The organism is Allosphingosinicella sp., assembly GCF_036403745.1.
In the GTDB taxonomy this organism is placed as follows: domain Bacteria; phylum Pseudomonadota; class Alphaproteobacteria; order Sphingomonadales; family Sphingomonadaceae; genus Allosphingosinicella.
This window is the reverse complement of record NZ_DASWQI010000031.1, coordinates 72,804-88,936: the sequence shown is the minus strand read 5'-3', so window position 1 is coordinate 88,936 and position 16,133 is coordinate 72,804. Positions and strand designations below refer to the sequence as shown.

15 protein-coding genes are annotated in these 16,133 nt (G+C 68.7%); 6 read left to right on the top strand and 9 right to left on the bottom strand.

Features of this window, described 5'->3' with window-relative positions:
* Nucleotides 1-21: 21 nt before the first annotated feature.
* On the bottom strand, nucleotides 22-714 hold the full coding sequence (locus VGC56_RS04240; protein ID WP_464123467.1) for an HAD family hydrolase: 693 nt from the start codon (nucleotides 712-714) through the stop codon (nucleotides 22-24).
* Complete coding sequence (locus tag VGC56_RS04235) at nucleotides 715-1,629, bottom strand: TraB/GumN family protein (protein WP_464123466.1); 915 nt, start codon at nucleotides 1,627-1,629, stop codon at nucleotides 715-717.
* Between the two features lie 122 nt (nucleotides 1,630-1,751).
* On the opposite strand from VGC56_RS04235, the gene VGC56_RS04230 reads away from it, so the two are divergent.
* The 5 genes from VGC56_RS04230 (at nucleotide 1,752) to VGC56_RS04210 (ending at nucleotide 8,683) form a co-directional block, all read left to right on the top strand.
* Nucleotides 1,752-2,642, top strand: coding sequence for a glycine--tRNA ligase subunit alpha (locus VGC56_RS04230; protein ID WP_464123465.1), 891 nt, complete (start codon nucleotides 1,752-1,754; stop codon nucleotides 2,640-2,642).
* 174 nt (nucleotides 2,643-2,816) lie between these two features.
* Nucleotides 2,817-5,168 carry a glycine--tRNA ligase subunit beta gene (gene glyS / locus VGC56_RS04225; RefSeq protein ID WP_464123464.1) on the top strand — a complete coding sequence of 784 codons (2,352 nt, stop codon included), beginning with the start codon at nucleotides 2,817-2,819 and terminating at the stop codon, nucleotides 5,166-5,168.
* Between the two features lie 120 nt (nucleotides 5,169-5,288).
* A complete protein-coding gene (gene ppdK, locus VGC56_RS04220) occupies nucleotides 5,289-7,976 on the top strand; it encodes a pyruvate, phosphate dikinase (RefSeq protein ID WP_464123463.1) in 2,688 nt (895 codons plus the stop codon).
* Nucleotides 7,977-8,159: 183 nt separating this feature from the next.
* Nucleotides 8,160-8,366 (top strand): cold-shock protein, encoded by a 207-nt coding sequence (locus tag VGC56_RS04215; protein WP_464123462.1) that lies wholly within the window; start codon nucleotides 8,160-8,162, stop codon nucleotides 8,364-8,366.
* 113 nt (nucleotides 8,367-8,479) lie between these two features.
* The gene (locus VGC56_RS04210; protein WP_464123461.1) at nucleotides 8,480-8,683 is read left to right on the top strand and encodes a hypothetical protein; all 204 of its coding nucleotides are present in this window, start codon (nucleotides 8,480-8,482) and stop codon (nucleotides 8,681-8,683) included.
* A gap of 7 nt (nucleotides 8,684-8,690) precedes the next feature.
* On the opposite strand, the gene VGC56_RS04205 is transcribed toward VGC56_RS04210, so the two are convergent.
* From VGC56_RS04205 to VGC56_RS04175, 7 genes are all read right to left on the bottom strand, one after another.
* The gene (locus VGC56_RS04205; RefSeq protein ID WP_464123460.1) at nucleotides 8,691-9,518 is read right to left on the bottom strand and encodes a carbon-nitrogen hydrolase family protein; all 828 of its coding nucleotides are present in this window, start codon (nucleotides 9,516-9,518) and stop codon (nucleotides 8,691-8,693) included.
* Complete coding sequence (gene grxC, locus VGC56_RS04200) at nucleotides 9,515-9,775, bottom strand: glutaredoxin 3 (protein WP_464123459.1); 261 nt, start codon at nucleotides 9,773-9,775, stop codon at nucleotides 9,515-9,517. The genes VGC56_RS04205 and grxC overlap by 4 nt, the downstream gene beginning before the upstream one ends.
* A gap of 51 nt (nucleotides 9,776-9,826) precedes the next feature.
* Nucleotides 9,827-10,087 (bottom strand): hypothetical protein, encoded by a 261-nt coding sequence (locus VGC56_RS04195; RefSeq protein WP_464123458.1) that lies wholly within the window; start codon nucleotides 10,085-10,087, stop codon nucleotides 9,827-9,829.
* A gap of 33 nt (nucleotides 10,088-10,120) precedes the next feature.
* Nucleotides 10,121-10,885 (bottom strand): double zinc ribbon domain-containing protein, encoded by a 765-nt coding sequence (locus tag VGC56_RS04190; RefSeq protein WP_464123457.1) that lies wholly within the window; start codon nucleotides 10,883-10,885, stop codon nucleotides 10,121-10,123.
* Between the two features lie 352 nt (nucleotides 10,886-11,237).
* A complete protein-coding gene (locus VGC56_RS04185) occupies nucleotides 11,238-12,233 on the bottom strand; it encodes a glycoside hydrolase family 5 protein (protein ID WP_464123456.1) in 996 nt (331 codons plus the stop codon).
* Between the two features lie 73 nt (nucleotides 12,234-12,306).
* Nucleotides 12,307-12,465 carry a DUF3309 family protein gene (locus tag VGC56_RS04180; RefSeq protein WP_464123455.1) on the bottom strand — a complete coding sequence of 53 codons (159 nt, stop codon included), beginning with the start codon at nucleotides 12,463-12,465 and terminating at the stop codon, nucleotides 12,307-12,309.
* A gap of 71 nt (nucleotides 12,466-12,536) precedes the next feature.
* The gene (locus VGC56_RS04175; protein ID WP_464123454.1) at nucleotides 12,537-12,917 is read right to left on the bottom strand and encodes a response regulator; all 381 of its coding nucleotides are present in this window, start codon (nucleotides 12,915-12,917) and stop codon (nucleotides 12,537-12,539) included.
* 280 nt (nucleotides 12,918-13,197) lie between these two features.
* On the opposite strand from VGC56_RS04175, the gene VGC56_RS04170 reads away from it, so the two are divergent.
* On the top strand, nucleotides 13,198-16,098 hold the full coding sequence (locus tag VGC56_RS04170; RefSeq protein WP_464123453.1) for an EAL domain-containing protein: 2,901 nt from the start codon (nucleotides 13,198-13,200) through the stop codon (nucleotides 16,096-16,098).
* Nucleotides 16,099-16,133: the final 35 nt, after the last annotated feature.

Below are 16,133 nucleotides of genomic sequence, written 5' to 3'. Positions count from 1 at the left end.
GCGACGGGGAGGACGAGAAGGTCAAAGCTCCCGCACCCATTCGGCCAGTTCCCAGAGGCTCGCCAGCTCGCGGTAGCGCGGATGGTCCTCGGGGGCGTCGGCCAGCTCGTGGCTCCAGGCGAGTTCGAACGGCACGTAGGCGGCCCATGCCCCAGCCTCGAGCGCCGGCAGCACGTCCGAGCGCATCGAATTGCCCGCCATCACCGCCTCGTCCGCCGCGACGCCGTAGCGGGCGAAGATGCGGCGGTAGGTCTCGGCCTGTTTGTCGCTGACGATCTCGACCCCGTCGAACCGCTCGCCTAAACCGGAGGCGGCGAGCTTCGCCTCTTGGTGGTGGAGGTCGCCCTTGGTGACCAGCACCAATCGGCCGAGCGCCACGAGCTGCTCCAGCGCGTCGGCGACCCCGTCGAGCATCTCGACAGGATGCGCCAGCATCTCGCGCCCCAGCGCCAGAATCCGCGCCACGGCCGGCGCCGGCAGCGCGTCGCCGCCAAGCTCCAGCGCCGTCTCGACCATCGACAGCACGAACCCCTTGGCGCCGTAGCCATAGGCGCCGAGGTTCCTGTGCTCGACCGCTTCCAGCCGCGCCTGCACGGCCTCGGGCAGCGCGAACTCCGCCAGCAAACCCGCCAGCGCCGCCTGCGTCCGCTTGAAGTAGGTCTCGTTGTGCCAGAGCGTGTCGTCCGCATCCAGGCAGATGAGGCGGATCGGCACCTACTGGATCCGCACTGCCTTCAGCCCCCGCGCCTTGAGCATCGCGATCACCGAATCCTGCCCGGCGAGATGCCCGGCGCCGACGGCGACGAACACCGTCCCCGGCTTCGCCATCCGCGCACTCAGCCACTCGGTCCAGCGGGCGTTGCGCTTCTTCATCAGCACGTCGCGCAGCTCCGCCGACATCTGCGTCTCGTCGTCGAAGGTGGCGGCGATGCCGGCGACGTCGCCCGCCTCCCACGCCTTGAGCATCGCGGCGAACTGCGTCTTCGCCTCGGCGGGATTGTCGGCGGCGGCTTCGAGGAATTTGTTCTGGCCGTCCTGCGAGACGCTGTCGAGAAAGCCGAACTGCTGTGCCGCGGTCTCGAACCCCTCCACCTTGCCGCCCTTCTCCTTCCACTGCGCGACGAGGTCGCGCTCGGCGCCCTTCTCGGCGTCGAGGCCGATCTCCTTCATCGTCACGTTCAAGAGGATGACCGCGGCCATCCAGCTCTTCATCCGGTCGAAGGCGACGGCCGGGACGCCGCTGCGCGCGATCGCCGCCTCGAGCGCGGGACGCTTCGCCGCCGGCACCCGCTCGACCAAGGGCGGCAGGCCCGGCGCCAGGCCGACCTTCATCAGCTCGCCCGCCACCGCCTGCTGGTCGTCGATATTGCCGACCTCGATCATCAGCTCGCCGGCCGACCCGAACGCCTTGTCGAAGGCGGGCGTCCGCCACTTCACCGCGTCGGGCAAAGCATGGATCGTCCCGAACAGATAGATGGTCGTGTCGGCATCCGCGACCTTCCACAGCGCCGGATGGGCCAGCGTCGGTGCTGCCACATGGGCGACCGGCGCCGGCGCCGGCGCCGCGCCGATCAGCCCCAACCCCGCAAACGCACCGGCGACGCGGCCGAACCATTTCCTCAACAGCATCTGTACACTCCTCGATCCTGCCCGCGTGGCGGGCTTGCCTCTCTTTGCCCCATGCGCCAAAGCGGCGCGACCCTTTGTTGCACCTGCGAAAGCCTGCACGCCGCTCCCGCCTTGGTTTTGAGATGATGCCCGATCCGACGCCGCTCAGCTTCCAGCGCCTGATCCTCACCCTCCACGATTATTGGAGCCGCCAGGGCTGCGTCATCCTCCAGCCCTATGACATGGAGATGGGGGCCGGCACCTTCCACCCCGCCACCTCACTTCGCAGCCTCGGGCCCGATCCGTGGAAGGCGGCCTACGTCCAGCCTTGCCGCCGTCCGACCGACGGCCGCTACGGCGAGAACCCCAACCGGCTCGGCCATTATTACCAATATCAGGTCATCCTGAAGCCGAGCCCGCCGGACCTCCAGGCGCTCTATCTCGGCTCGCTCGCCGCCATCGGCATCGACTTCACAAAGCACGACATCCGCTTCGTCGAGGACGATTGGGAAAGCCCCACATTGGGCGCCTGGGGCCTCGGCTGGGAAGTCTGGTGCGACGGCATGGAAGTGACCCAGTTCACCTATTTCCAGCAGGTCGGCGGCTACGATTGCAAGCCGGTGTCGGGCGAATTGACCTACGGCCTCGAACGCCTCGCCATGTACATCCAGGGCGTCGACAACGTCTACGATTTGAAGTTCAACGATGCCCCGGAAGGCGGCGCCGCCGTCACCTACGGCGACGTCTTCCTTGAGAATGAGCGCGAATTCTCCGCCTACAATTTCGAATTGGCCAACACCGACACCCTGTTCCGCTGGTTCAAGGACGCCGCCGAGGAATCCGGCCGCTGCATCGAGGCGAAGCTCCCCCTCCCCGCCTACGACCAGGCGATCAAGGCGAGCCACATCTTCAACACCCTCCAGGCCCGCGGCGTCATCTCCGTCGCCGAACGCCAGGCCTATATCGGCCGCGTCCGCGACCTCGCCAAAGGCGCCTGCCAGTCCTGGATGGAAAAGAACGGATGGGCGGCGTGAGGTTTGGTTCGCGCAGAGACGCAGAGACGCAGAGAATCCTCCGCCCTATCCCGGCGCGGAGCGCCTATCCTGCCAACCTCATTGAAATTGAAGGGCCGGCAAGCCGGCCGCAGCCTCTCTGCGCCTCTGCGTCTCTGCGCGAACCCATAACAGCCTCCGTCACGGCCGCAGCGCATGGCTGATTTCCTCCTCGAGCTCCTTTCCGAGGAAATTCCCGCGCGGATGCAGGACAAGGCGCGGGCGGATCTCGCGCGATTGTTCGAGGCGGAGCTCGGCAAGGCCGGGCTCAAGGCCGAGGCGCTCGAAACCTACGCCACGCCCCGCCGCCTCGCCCTCATCGCCCGCGGTCTGCCGCCCGAGACCGCCGCGGTGCGCGAGGAGACCAAGGGGCCGCGCGCTTCGGCGCCGCCCCAGGCGCTGGAAGGCTTCCTGCGCAAGACCGGCCTGACGCGCGAGCAATTGGAGGAGCGCGACGGCATCCTCTTCGCCATCGTCGAGAAGCCCGGCCGCGCCACCGCCGCCGTTCTCGCCGAGGCCGTGCCCGCCATCGTCCGCGCCTTTCCGTGGCCCAAATCGATGCGCTGGGGCGCCGCCTCCGCCTCGACCGAGAGCCTGCGCTGGGTCCGCCCGCTGCAGGGCATCGTCGCTTTGTTCGGCGAGGCGATCGTGCCGTTCGAGATCGCGGGCGTCAAAAGCGGTGCCGCCACCGTCGGCCACCGCTTCCACCACCCGGGCGCGATCACCATCGGCAGCGCCAACGATTATGTCGAGAAGCTCCAGGCCTGCCACGCCCTCGTCGACCAGGAAGAGCGCAAGCGCCTCATCCGCGAAGGCGCGGCCGCCGCCGCGGAGGGTGCCGGCCTGGCTTTGGTGGAAGACGAAGGCTTGGTCGCCGAAAATGCCGGCCTGACCGAATGGCCGGTGCCTTTGCTGGGCCGCTTCGACCCCGCCTTCCTCGACGTGCCGCCCGAGGTGATCCAGCTCACCATGCGCACCAACCAGAAATATTTCGCGCTCACCGTTCCTCCCCATCCCCAGGATGGGGAGGGGGACCACCCGAAGGGTGGTGGAGGGGTCTTGGCCCCGAACTTCCTCTGCACCGCCAACATCCTCGCCTCCGACGGCGGCGCCGCCATCGTCCAGGGCAACGAACGCGTCCTTTCCGCCCGCCTCTCGGACGCCAAATTCTTCTGGGAGCAGGACCTCAAAATCCCGCTCGAAGAGCAGGCGAAGAAGCTCTCGCAAATCGTCTTCCACGAAAAGCTCGGCACCGTCGCCGACAAGGTGGAGCGGGTGGCGAAGCTGGCACGCTGGCTGGTCGAGGAGGGCATCGTTAAATCCTCCCCCAGCTTGCTGGGGGAGGGGGACCATGCGCAGCATGGTGGAGGGGCCCCTCCACCGTCCGCTCGCGCGGCCGGTCCCCCTCCCCGAGACAAGCTCGGGGAGGATCGGGAGCAGCTCGCCCACCTCGCCGAACGCGCCGCCCGCCTCTCGAAGGCCGACCTCGTCACCCAAATGGTCGGCGAGTTCCCCGAGCTGCAGGGCATCATCGGCGGCCATCTCGCCCGCGCCCAGGGCGAGCCGGACGAAGTCGCCGACGCCATCCGCGACCATTACAAGCCGGTCGGCCAGGGCGACGAGGTCCCGACCGCACCGGTGACGGTGGCGGTGAGCCTGGCGGACAAGCTGGATACCATTGCTTCCTTTTTCGGCGTGGGAGTGACACCGACAGGGTCAAAGGATCCGTTTGCACTCCGCCGAGCCGCGCTTGGCGTGATCCAGCTCTTGATCGTCAATCAGTTGAGAGTCTCTCTTGAAGCCGCAATTTATAAAGCGGAGGAAACGGTCGGTTTTCAAAGAGTAAATGCTCGGGTCCAAGCCTACGCTAAGGCGGCCAAGGAAGCTCGCCGAGCGCTTGGATTGCAGTACGCCGACAAGACCATCCAGGAGGAACACGCTGGCCGACGTGAGTTTCGCGATGCCTTCAATGAGTTCTTTCTAAATGAGAGCGGTCTCCTCGACTTCTTCGCAGACCGCCTGAAGGTCCAGCAGCGCGAGGCGGGGGTTCGCCACGACCTGATCGACGCCGTGTTCGCGCTGGGCGGGGAGGACGATCTCGTGCGCCTGCTCGCCCGCGTCCGCGCGCTGCAGGCGTTCGTCGAGACGCCCGAGGGCGCCGACCTCCTCGCCGGGTACAAGCGCGCGGCGAATATCCTCAGGAAGGAAAACTGGGAAGGCTCCGGAACGGAGCAAAAACAACTTTCCTACACCCCTGAGGATGAGGAACAAAAGCTGATCGCTGCGCTCGATTCGGCTGAGCCGAAGGCCCGCGCGGCGGTCGAGGCGGAGGATTTCGAGGGGGCGATGGGCGCCCTCGCGAGCCTGCGCGGGCCGGTGGATGCATTCTTCGACAAGGTGACCGTCAATGACCCCGATCCCGCCAAGCGCGAAGCCCGCCTCGCCCTCCTCGCCCGCATGCGCGACGCGGTGCACCTCGTCGCCGATTTCTCGCGGATCGAGGGCTGAGGCCAGTCCGGGTGGGCCGGCGTGGCGGGAGAGCCGTCCCGCTGCGCGCCACGGGCATTCCTCCTGGTGTGACCTTGCTGTGACCTTAGCGCTTCGTCTCGGCCATTCGGAGGTTCTTGCGTGACCCAATACGTCTACCGCTTCGGCGGCGGCATTTCGGACGGGGCCGCGGGGGACAAGAATCTCCTCGGCGGCAAGGGCGCGAACCTGGCCGAGATGGCGTCGATCGGGCTGCCGGTGCCGCCGGGCTTCACCATCTCGACCGAAATGTGCGCCCGCTATTACGCGGAAGGGGAAGCGTTCCCGGACAGCCTGCGCGAGGAAGTGGCGAACGGCCTCACCCATATCGAGGGGCTCACCGCCAAGAGGTTCGGCGATGCCGGCGATCCGCTCCTCGTCTCCGTCCGCTCCGGCGCCCGCGTGTCCATGCCGGGGATGATGGACACGGTCTTGAACCTCGGGCTCAACGACGGGACGGTGGAGGGCCTCGCCGCCATCTCCGGCGACGCGCGCTTCGCCTGGGACAGCTATCGCCGCTTCATCCAGATGTATTCCGACGTCGTCCTCGGCCTCGACCATGGTCGCTTCGAGGAGGCGCTGGAGATCGCCAAGGAGGATAAGGGCGTCCATCTCGACACCGATCTCGAGGCGGAGGACTGGCGCAGGCTCACGGGCGAGTACAAGGTCCTCGTGGAGGAGCTGTGGGGCCGGCCCTTCCCGCAGGACGTCCATGAACAGCTATGGGGCGCGGTCGGCGCGGTGTTCGGCTCCTGGCAGTCGGACCGCGCCAAGGTCTACCGGCGGCTCAACGCGATCCCGGGCGACTGGGGCACGGCGGTCAACGTCCAGGCGATGGTGTTCGGCAACATGGGCGAGACCAGCGCCACCGGCGTCGCCTTCACGCGCAACCCCTCGACGGGAGAGCGGGCTTATTACGGCGAATATCTGATCAACGCCCAGGGCGAGGACGTCGTCGCGGGCATCCGCACGCCGCAATATCTGACGAAGTCGGCCCGAGAAGCGGCCGGCGCCAAAGCCGCGTCGATGGAGGAATCGATGCCGGCGGTGTTCGCCGAGCTGGCGCGGGTCTTCGACCTCCTCGAGCGCCATTATCGCGACATGCAGGACATCGAGTTCACTGTCGAACGCGGCAAACTCTTCATGCTCCAGACCCGCAGCGGCAAGCGCACCGCCAATGCGGCGCTGCGGATCGCCGTCGACATGGCCCAGGAAAAGCTGATCTCCGAGGAGGAGGCGGTGCTGCGCATCGATCCGCAGGCGCTCGACCAGCTCCTTCACCCGACCCTAGACCCCAAGGCCGAGCGCCACGTCATCGCCCGCGGCCTTCCCGCCTCGCCGGGCGCCGCCTCGGGCGCGGCGGTGTTCGACGCCGACACCGCCGAGAAGCGCGCGGGCCTCGGCGAGAAGGTCATCCTCGTCCGCATCGAAACCAGCCCCGAGGATATCCACGGCATGCACGCCGCGCAGGGCATCCTCACCGCCCGCGGCGGCATGACCAGCCACGCCGCCGTCGTCGCGCGGGGCATGGGCCGGCCGTGCGTGTCCGGCGCCGGCTCCGTCTCCATCGATTACAAATCGCGGCGGATGCGGGTTGGGGCGCAGGAGGTGCGCGAGGGCGAGACGATCACCATCGACGGCACGAGCGGCGAGGTGATGCTCGGTGCCGTCGCCACCGTCCAGCCCAAACTGGCCGGGGATTTCGGCACGCTGATAGCCTGGGCGGACAAGGTCCGGCGCCTGCGCGTGCGCACGAACGCCGAGACGCCGCTCGACTGCCGCACCGCCCGCGAGTTCGGCGCCGAGGGCATTGGCCTGTGCCGGACCGAGCACATGTTCTTCGACGCCGAGCGGATCACCAACGTGCGCCAGATGATCCTGGCGGAGGACGAAGCCGGCCGCCGCGCCGCCTTGCTCAAGCTCCTCCCCGCCCAGCGCGGAGACTTCGAGGAGATTTTCCGGATCATGGCGCCGCTGCCGGTGACGATCCGGTTGCTCGACCCGCCGCTCCACGAATTCCTGCCCCATAGCGAGGAGGAGTTCGCGGAAGTCGCCTCCGCCGCCGGCGTGCCGATCGAGACGCTGCGGCGCCGCGCCAATGAACTGCACGAGTTCAACCCGATGCTCGGCCACCGCGGCTGCCGGCTCGGCATCACCTATCCCGAAATCTACGAGATGCAGGCCCGCGCCATCTTCGAGGCCGCCGTCGCGGTCGCCGCCGAGAGCGGTGCCGCGCCGGTGCCCGAAGTGATGGTCCCCCTCGTCGGCACCCGCGCCGAGCTGGCGATCATCAAGGCGCTGATCGACCGGACGGCGGCGGCGGTGTTCGCAGAGCAGGGGCGCACCCTGGACTATCTCGTCGGCACGATGATCGAACTCCCCCGCGCCGCCCTGCGCGCCGGCGACATTGCCGAGGAAGCCGAGTTCTTCAGCTTCGGCACCAACGACCTCACGCAGACCACCCTCGGCGTCAGCCGCGACGATGCCGGGCGCTTCCTCACCGATTATGTCGACAAAGGGATCTTCGCCCGCGACCCGTTCGTGTCGATCGATGAAGAGGGGGTGGGCGAACTCATCGCGATGGCCGCCGAGCGCGGCCGCGCCGCCCGCCCCACCATCAAGCTCGGCATTTGCGGGGAGCATGGCGGCGACCCCTCCTCAATCGCCTTTTGCGAGCGCGTCGGCCTCGATTATGTCAGCGCTTCGCCCTACCGCGTGCCCATCGCCCGTCTCGCCGCGGCGCAGGCGGCCCTGAAGCACCGGGCGCAAAGGGAGCGGACGGGGCCCTGAGCCGGCGCTGAGCCGGCCTCAAGGGGCCGCCAATTTGCTATTTCGGGCCCGCGAGCGTACATAGGAGGACGCTACCAGTCGCAAATGAACGGTCTTTGGCGCTTTGCGGCTCCTTTTTCCTTCTCGCCTCTCGCAGCTCCGGCGGGCCGAACCTCGGTCCGCCCCAACGAAGGAAAAATCGCCATGATCACCGGCACCGTCAAATTCTTCAACGCCGACAAGGGCTATGGCTTCATCGCTCCCGAGGGCGGCGGGCCCGACGCGTTCGTGCACATCTCCGCCGTCGAGCGCGCCGGCATGCGCACCCTCGATCGCGACCAGCGCGTCTCCTACGAGCTCGAGACCGACCGCCGCGGCAAGACCAGCGCGGTCAATCTCCAGGCGGCCTGATCCGTCTCCCGTCCGCGGCTCCGGCTGCGGACGGAACCCGGCCTCCCGCTCCCCTGGGGCGGTGAGGCGGGGCGCTTGCAACGGGGATTCAGGGGCCAGACGAAGGAGCATCCATGTCCGTCCAGCATGATTTCTACACCGCCCGCGCCACCGAAGCCCGCGCCGACGCCGACAAGGCCAATCTCGCCAACGTCAAGGAGCGCTGCCTGCGCGCCGCCGAGGCCTGGGAGGCCATGGCCGCCCGCGCCCAGCGCACCGACACTCACCGCGCCACCGCCGCCGCCGCCAAGGCCGCCGGCGCCGAAGCCGCCGCCTGAGCGGCCGCTAGAGCCGCGTCACGGGCGGAATCGGCCGGCGGTGATCCAGCGCCGGCACCCGCGCGCGGACGCGGTCTACCTCCGCAAGGTCGATCTCCGCAAAGGCGAGCCCGGGCTCGCTTCCCATATCCAGCAGCACGTCGCCCCACGGCCCCACCACTAGGCTGTGGCCATAGGTCTCCCGCCCGTCCTCGTGACGGCCGGCCTGCGCCGCCGCGACGACGAACACCCCCGCCTCGATGGCCCGCGCCCGCATCAGCACGTGCCAATGCGCCTCTCCCGTCGGAACCGTGAAGGCGGCCGGGATGGCGACCACCTTCGCGCCGGCGTCCGTCAGCGCCCGGAACAGGTCCGGAAAGCGCAGATCGTAGCAGATGGAGAGGCCGAGCGGCCCCACCGGCGTCTCCGCCACCACCGCCGCCTCGCCCGGCGCATAAGCGGCGGACTCGCGCCAGCTCTCTCCGGTCGCCAGATCGACGTCGAAGAGGTGCAGCTTGTCGTACGTGGCTCGAACCGCGCCCGGATCGTCGATCAGGAAGGCGCGGTTGGCGAGGCGCGGCTCGTCGCCGCGGCGCACCGCGAGCGAGCCGAGATGCACCCAGAGGCCCGCGTTCGCCGCCGCCTCGCGCACCGCGCCGAGCACCGGATCCTCCTCGGGCAGCCTGAGGTTCGCCGCCGCGCGGGTGCGGTCGCGGTCGAGGAGTCCGCTCATCTCGGGCGTGAACAGCATCGCCGCGCCGCCGGCCGCCGCTTCCTCGACGGCGGCGACGAGCGCCCTTGCGTTCGCGTCTGGATCGATGCCGGTCCGCGCCTGAAGGAGCGCGATCCGGGTCATGCGGCCTGGAGCATCCCGTCCAGCTCTCCGGCCCGCTCGAGCGCGGCGAGATCGTCCGAGCCGCCGACGTGGCGGCCGTCGATGAACACCTGCGGCACCGTGTGGCGGCCGCCCGAGCGCTCCATCATCTCGTCGCGCTTCCCGGGCACCGAGTTGATCTCATATTCCTCATACTCGACCCCCTTCTCGCCGAGCAGCGCCTTGGCGCGGGCGCAATAAGGGCAGCCGAACTTGGTGTAGATCTCGACGCGGGCCATGTGATGCTCCTCGTGGGGTTGGGGGCGAGGTGGATTGCGGCTGGGCTGTTGTCAACGCCCGGCGGAGGCGGCGCGGCCGTTCTCGTGCAAAGCCGCGTCGCCTTTGCCCTGGGCGTCGGCGATCTTGCGCTGGGTCTTCTTGTCCGCGATCCAGCGCAGCACCATGCCGAGGATCGACGTCGCCGCGCCGGCGATCAGGCAGGCGAGGAGCAAGGGCTGCTCCTTGGCGGACTTGAGCGAGGGGATGGCGAGCAGGAAAACGCTCAGAATCGAGAGGAGGTAGCCGTTCGATTTGATCTGATGTGCCGTCATGATGCCGCACCAACGACGCTACCGGCTTTTGGATCAATCCGGCTCGACCCGGACCACCCGTGCCCAGGTCAGCACCGCCACCGAGCGGGCGCCGGCACGGCGCAAGGTGCGGGCGCAGGCGCCGGCGGTGGCGCCGCTGGTGAAGACGTCGTCGACGAGGATGACATGGCGGCCCTTGAGGCGGGGGCGATCCTCCTTGGCGACCGCGAAGACGCCCCTGACGGTCAGCGCCCGCTCGCGGCGCCCGAGCCCCTTGAGCGGCGGCGTCGCGCGGGTGCGGCGCAGGAGATCGAGCTCGGCGGGGATGCCGCTGCGGCGCGACAAAGCGGAGGCGATGAGCGCGGCCTGGTTGTAGCCGCGCTTCCAGATCCGCCATCGGTGGAGGGGAACGGGGACGAGCAGTGCCTCCCCCTCCCCGCTCCCCAGCCAGGGCAGCTGGCGGGCCATGAAGTGCGCCAGCGTCTCCGCGACGCCGGGGCGGCCGCTATATTTGAGTTTGAGCGCCACCTTCCGCGCCGTGTCCCCATAAGCGACGGCGGCGCGCAGGCGCTCGAAGGGCGGCGGATCGGCGAGGCAGCGGCCGCATTCGGCGTCGGCATCGGTCTCATAGTCGAACGGCAGGCCGCAGCGGGCGCAGCAGGGTTCGCCGAGGAAAGCGAGGCTCTGCCAGCAGGGCAGGCAGAAGAGGTTGGGCTCCGGCACGATGATGCCGCACGACGGGCAGCGCGGCGGCAGCGCGAAATCGACGACGTGCCGAAGCGCCGCGCGCCCGAGCCGCGGCAAGGTGTGAGTGACCACTTCGCGTCTCCGCCCCTGGAGAGGCCGCGACGGTAGGCTGCATCTTCGCAGGAGTGAAGGGGGTCGAGCGTCCTCGCCTCTCCCCGAAAATGGGCGAACTGACGTTAGCCGTGCGCGAGACTGCTACTTTCTGCCTCCCCATCGCCAGATGGGGAGGGGGACCATGCGAAGCATGGTGGAGGGGTAGCTGCCGCGGCATCAGCGTTTCCCGTGCGAGACGGCGAGGGCGTGTGCGCTTACCCCTCCACCACCTTCGATGGTCCCCCTCCCCGCCGCTGCGCGGCAGGGAGGCAGGGAGGGCCCCGCGCCCTCGCACCTGATCAGACGTCACTGCGGCCGAGGACGTGTCCCCTCAGCGGGGGACGAGCGCCTCGTGGATCGGTTTCACCCAGCCGTTCGCCTTCATGTCCCAGACGATGAAGTCGCTGTCGAACTGCCAATAGGCCCAGCCGAGGCCCCTGCGCTCGGCCCCGCGGGCGACAGCGGCGGTGTAGGCGGCGCGCAGGTCCATTGGCGTGCCGCCGCCGGCATAGGCGCCGAACTCGCCGAGCAGCAGCGGCCGCCCGGTGCGGCGCGCCCAGGCGGCGGCTTCGTCGAGATCCTTGTCGAGCCGCCCGCGGTCCTCGGCGCTTCCCCAGCCGACGCCGTGGACGTCGCTCAATTTGGCCCAGGACGCGCCCTGGTGGGTGAAACGGAACGGCTCGTAATAATGGAAGGTGACGAGGATGTTGCGGTCGTTCGCGGGCAATTCGAGCGTGGGGAGCTGGGAGAGGCTGTTCCACTGCGTCGGCCCGATGACCACGGTGCGGGTGGGGTTGGTGCGGCGGACGACCGCCAGAATGTCCTTCAAAAGCGCGTTCCAGCCGGCGGCGTCGAGCTTGTCGTGCGGCTCGTTGAGGAGCTCGAACAAGACAGTGCGCGGCGCGGCTCGGTAGCGCGGTGCGACCTGGCTCCAGAAGGCGCCGAGGCGGGTGCGGCACATGATTGGATCGGCCGAGCAGGGCTCGAAATCATGTTCATCCAGAATGACGGAGAGGCCGGCGGCGGTCGCGCCCTTGACCACCCAATCGAGCCGCTTCAGCCAGGCGGGGTCGAGCCGGTTCTGCGCGTCCATGTGGCGGAAGGCCTGGAGGTTGACGCGGACGAAGTCGAAGCCGCCCTTCCTGATCTCGGCGAAATGGCGCGCCTGGAAGCGGGCCTTGGCGGGATCGCGCCAGATCGGGTCGTAGCCGAGGATGTTGACGCCCCGATGGAGCGTGGGCCGGTGGAGCGCGGGCGCGGGCGCGGCGGACGCGGCGATGGCGGGCAGGAGCAGCGCGAGCGCCGCGGCGAGAAACCGCAAGAACATGTTTCGGCAAACCCCTCGGTCGAAAGCGGAAGCGCCCGAGCCATAGCGGGCGCTTCCGGATTTCGCGAGAGGGTTAGAGGCGGCCCATCAGGACGAGGATGATGATGATCAGCAGCACGAGGCCGAAGCCGCCCGACGGGAAATAGCCCCAGCCGCGGCTGTAGCCCCAGGAGGGCAGCGACCCGATCAGCACGATGATCAGGATGATGATGAGGATAGTGCCAAGTCCCATGATAGAACTCCATCGATACGCGCAGCGTCAGATGCTACGGGGGTGTAACGAGCTTGTGCCCGCCGGGTTTCCTAGCCCCGCGCCCATTCGGCACCTTCGCGCACCATCGTGAGGAGCGCGCCCGGGGCGTAGGGCTTGGTGAAGAACAGGGCCGATTCCGGATAATCGCCGCCCGCGGGGCGCACGTCGCCCGAGACGATGACGATGCGGATATGCGGCCAGCGCTCGGCGACCTGGCGGGCCAGCGCGATGCCGTCGGGCCCGTCGGAAAAACGGATGTCGGTGACGAGCACGGAGGTTTCCGGCGCCGCCGCTTCGAGCCGCTCCAGCGCCTGCTGATAGCCTTCCGCCTGAACGACCTCGTAGCCGTCGTCGGCGAGAATTTCGGCCGTGGTGCGCAGGACGAGGGGATCATCGTCGACGATCACGATCCTTCGCGCCGCTTCGCCCATCGCACTCTCCCTGGCGGTCTGAAACGCGGCCGCCCTTGAGCAACATAAATCAGGAGAGCGCGGTTTCTGTTCCGCGCGCGCCGCCGCGGCTTCAAATAAACTTGTGGATCGCCGGCCACCCCAATCAGGACCCCGGTGCGGAGGTTTCACGGTGGCATCACAAACCATTGCTTAACCTCGATCCGCCAGAAGGGACGGGCCGCGCAGGGGCTGCGGCGGGGGCGGCAACGGCGTGAAGCCCGTGTCCCCTCGAAAACACTGAGCGGGAGTAGCGGCGGCTTTGCTGCATTTCGACCCCGAAACGCTGGAGGGCGCCCTCGCCTTCGCAGCCGTGCCCGGCGGACCGCAGGATCCGTTCGTGCGCGCCGCGCTGGAAGCGGCACGGGTCGGTACGTGGCGGATCGACATGCAGACGGGCCGATCGAGCTGGGACGCGGTGACGAGCGCGGTGTTCGGGCTGGAACCGGTGGCGCGGATAAACGCCGAGCCGATGCAGTCCGTTCATCCCGACGACAAGCCGTGGGTCCGCGACAGCCTCGAACGCTGCTTCCGGCACGGCGAGCAGCACGACGTCGTCTTCCGCACGATGCGCGGCGACGGCGAAATACGCTGGGTGCGGGCGGTGGCGCAGCCGGTCGCCGCGGGCGAAGGCGAAGCGCGCTGGGTGTGCGGCACCGTCACCGACGTCACCGAGCGCAAGGCGGCGCAGGACGCGCTTGGCGAGAGCCAGCGGCGCATCGCGACGCTCCTCGGCAACCTTCCCGGCATCGCCTATCGCTGCCAGATCGAGCGGCCGTGGCGGCTCGATTTCGTTAGCGAGGGCGCCGAGGCGATCACCGGCTGGTCGGCCGGGGAATGGATGAACCACGCCATTAGCTGGGCCGACATCACCCATCCGGAAGACCGCGCCGCCCTCGTCGCAGAGGTGAAGCGTGGGGTGCGCGCCCGCAGCCGCTTCTCCGGGACATACCGCATCATCCGCCGTGACGGCGCGGTGCGGTGGGTGCACGAGACGGGCGTCTCCGTCTTCGACGCCGGCGGACGCGCAATGGCGCTCGAAGGCTATATCGCCGACGTCACCGAGCAGAAGGCGCTCGAGGAAAAGCTGCGGGCGAGCACCGAGCAGGCGCATCGCATCCTCGATTCGGTACCGCAGATCATCTGGTCCTGCGACGCCGAGGGGCGCACCACCTATATCAGCCCGCAATGGGAGGCCTTCACCGGCGTCGTCGGCAGTTCGACGAGCCTCGAATGGTCGTCCGCCATCCACCCCGACGATCTCGCCCGCGTCGAGGCGGACTGGCCGGTCAACATCGCCGCCGGCGAGCCGATCGATTATCTCTACCGCCTCCGCCACAGCTCGGGCGAATATCGCTGGATGCTGGCAAGGGCCGTGCCGCAGCGCGATGCCGACGGGCGGGTGGTGCGCTGGTTCGGCACCTCGACCGACATCCACGAAGGCGTCATGGCCGAGCAGGCGCTCAAGGAAAGCGACGCGGTCACCCGCTCGATTCTCGAATCGAGCGCGGACTCGATCAAGCTCCTCGACCTTCACGGCCGCATCCTCTTCGCCAACCGCCTCGGTCGGCGCGCCGTCAGGGTCGACGATCCCGAGGGGCGGCAGGGCATATTCTGGGTCGAGCAATTGCAGCCCGAAAACCGCGCGGCGGCGAAGCGGACGCTCGCCCGCGCCCGGAAAGGCGAAACGGCGCAGCTCGCCTTCCGCGACACCGGTCCCGACGGCGAGCCGCGCTGGTGGGACGCGGTCGCGACGCCGGTGCGCGACGGCGAGGGCAAGGTCAGCCGGCTGGTCGTCGTCTCGCGCGACATCAGCCACCAGAAGCAGTCGGAGGAGCAGGTCCGCTGGATCGCCAACCACGATTCGCTGACCGGCCTGCCCAACCGCCTGCTCTTCCAGGAGCGGCTCGACCACATGGTGCGGCCCGACGAGGGGCAGTCGCATTTCGCTTTGCTCCTCCTCGACATCGACGAGTTCAAGCGGGTCAACGACACGCTCGGCCACGATGCGGGCGACGCTTTGCTCTGCGCCTTTGCGGAGCGGCTGAAGGAAGCCGGGCGCAAGGACGACCTCGTCGCGCGGCTCGGCGGCGACGAGTTCGCCGTGATCCTGAACGGCGTCGAGACCGAGGACGAGGTCACCTCCGCCGTCGATGCGGCGATGAAGGCGCTGCGGCGGCCGTGGGTGCATGGCGGCATGGTGCTCGATTGCGACGCCAGCATCGGCGCCAGCCTCTTCCCCAAGGACGGCGAGACCCGCGCCGAGCTGATGAAGCATGCGGATATCGCCCTCTACGTCGCCAAGGCGTCGGGGCGCGGGAACCTGAAGATGTTCCACGCGCGGATGCGCGCCGAGATGCAGAACCGCATCTCGATGCTCGCCCTCGCCCGCGACGCGATCGACAAGGACTGGATAGTGCCTTTCTACCAGCCCAAGGTCGACCTTCGGACCGGCGAGATGGCCGGCTTCGAGGCGCTGCTGCGGTGGCACCATCCGGGCAAGGGCATCCAGAGCCCCGACACCATCTCCGCGGCGTTCGAGGACTTGACCATCGCCGCCGGCATCAGCGACCGGATGATCGACAAGGTCATCGCCGACATCGGCCGGTGGCGCGCCGAAGGGGTCGATTTCCGCCATGTCGCGATCAACGCCTCGGCGGCGGAATTCCACAGCGGCGACTTCGCGGAGCGGCTGCTCGATCGCCTCGCCGAGGCCGCGGTGCCGCCGCACTGCCTGCAGCTCGAAGTCACCGAGACCGTCTTCCTCGGCCGCGGCGCCGATTGCGTCGAGCGGACGCTGAAGCTGCTCAGCGCGGCGGGAGTCACCATCGCGCTCGACGATTTCGGCACTGGGTACGCCTCGCTCTCGCACCTGAAGCAATTCCCGGTCGACCTTTTGAAGATCGACCGCAGCTTCGTCCGCGACCTCGGCCACAATCCGGACGCGGCGGCGATCATCCGCGCCGTCATAAACCTCGGCCACAGCCTCGAGATCGAGATCGTCGCCGAGGGGATCGAGACGGCGGCGCAGGAAGCCCGTCTCGTCGCCCAAGGCTGCGACTATGGCCAGGGCTACCTCTATTCGCGCGCCGTCCCCGGCGCGGAGATCCCGGCGCTCCTATCGCGCCGGAACGCGCCGGAGGCCCTGCCCAAGGCGGGGTGAGCCCCCTGCCTCCCCATCGGAACGATGGGGAGGCA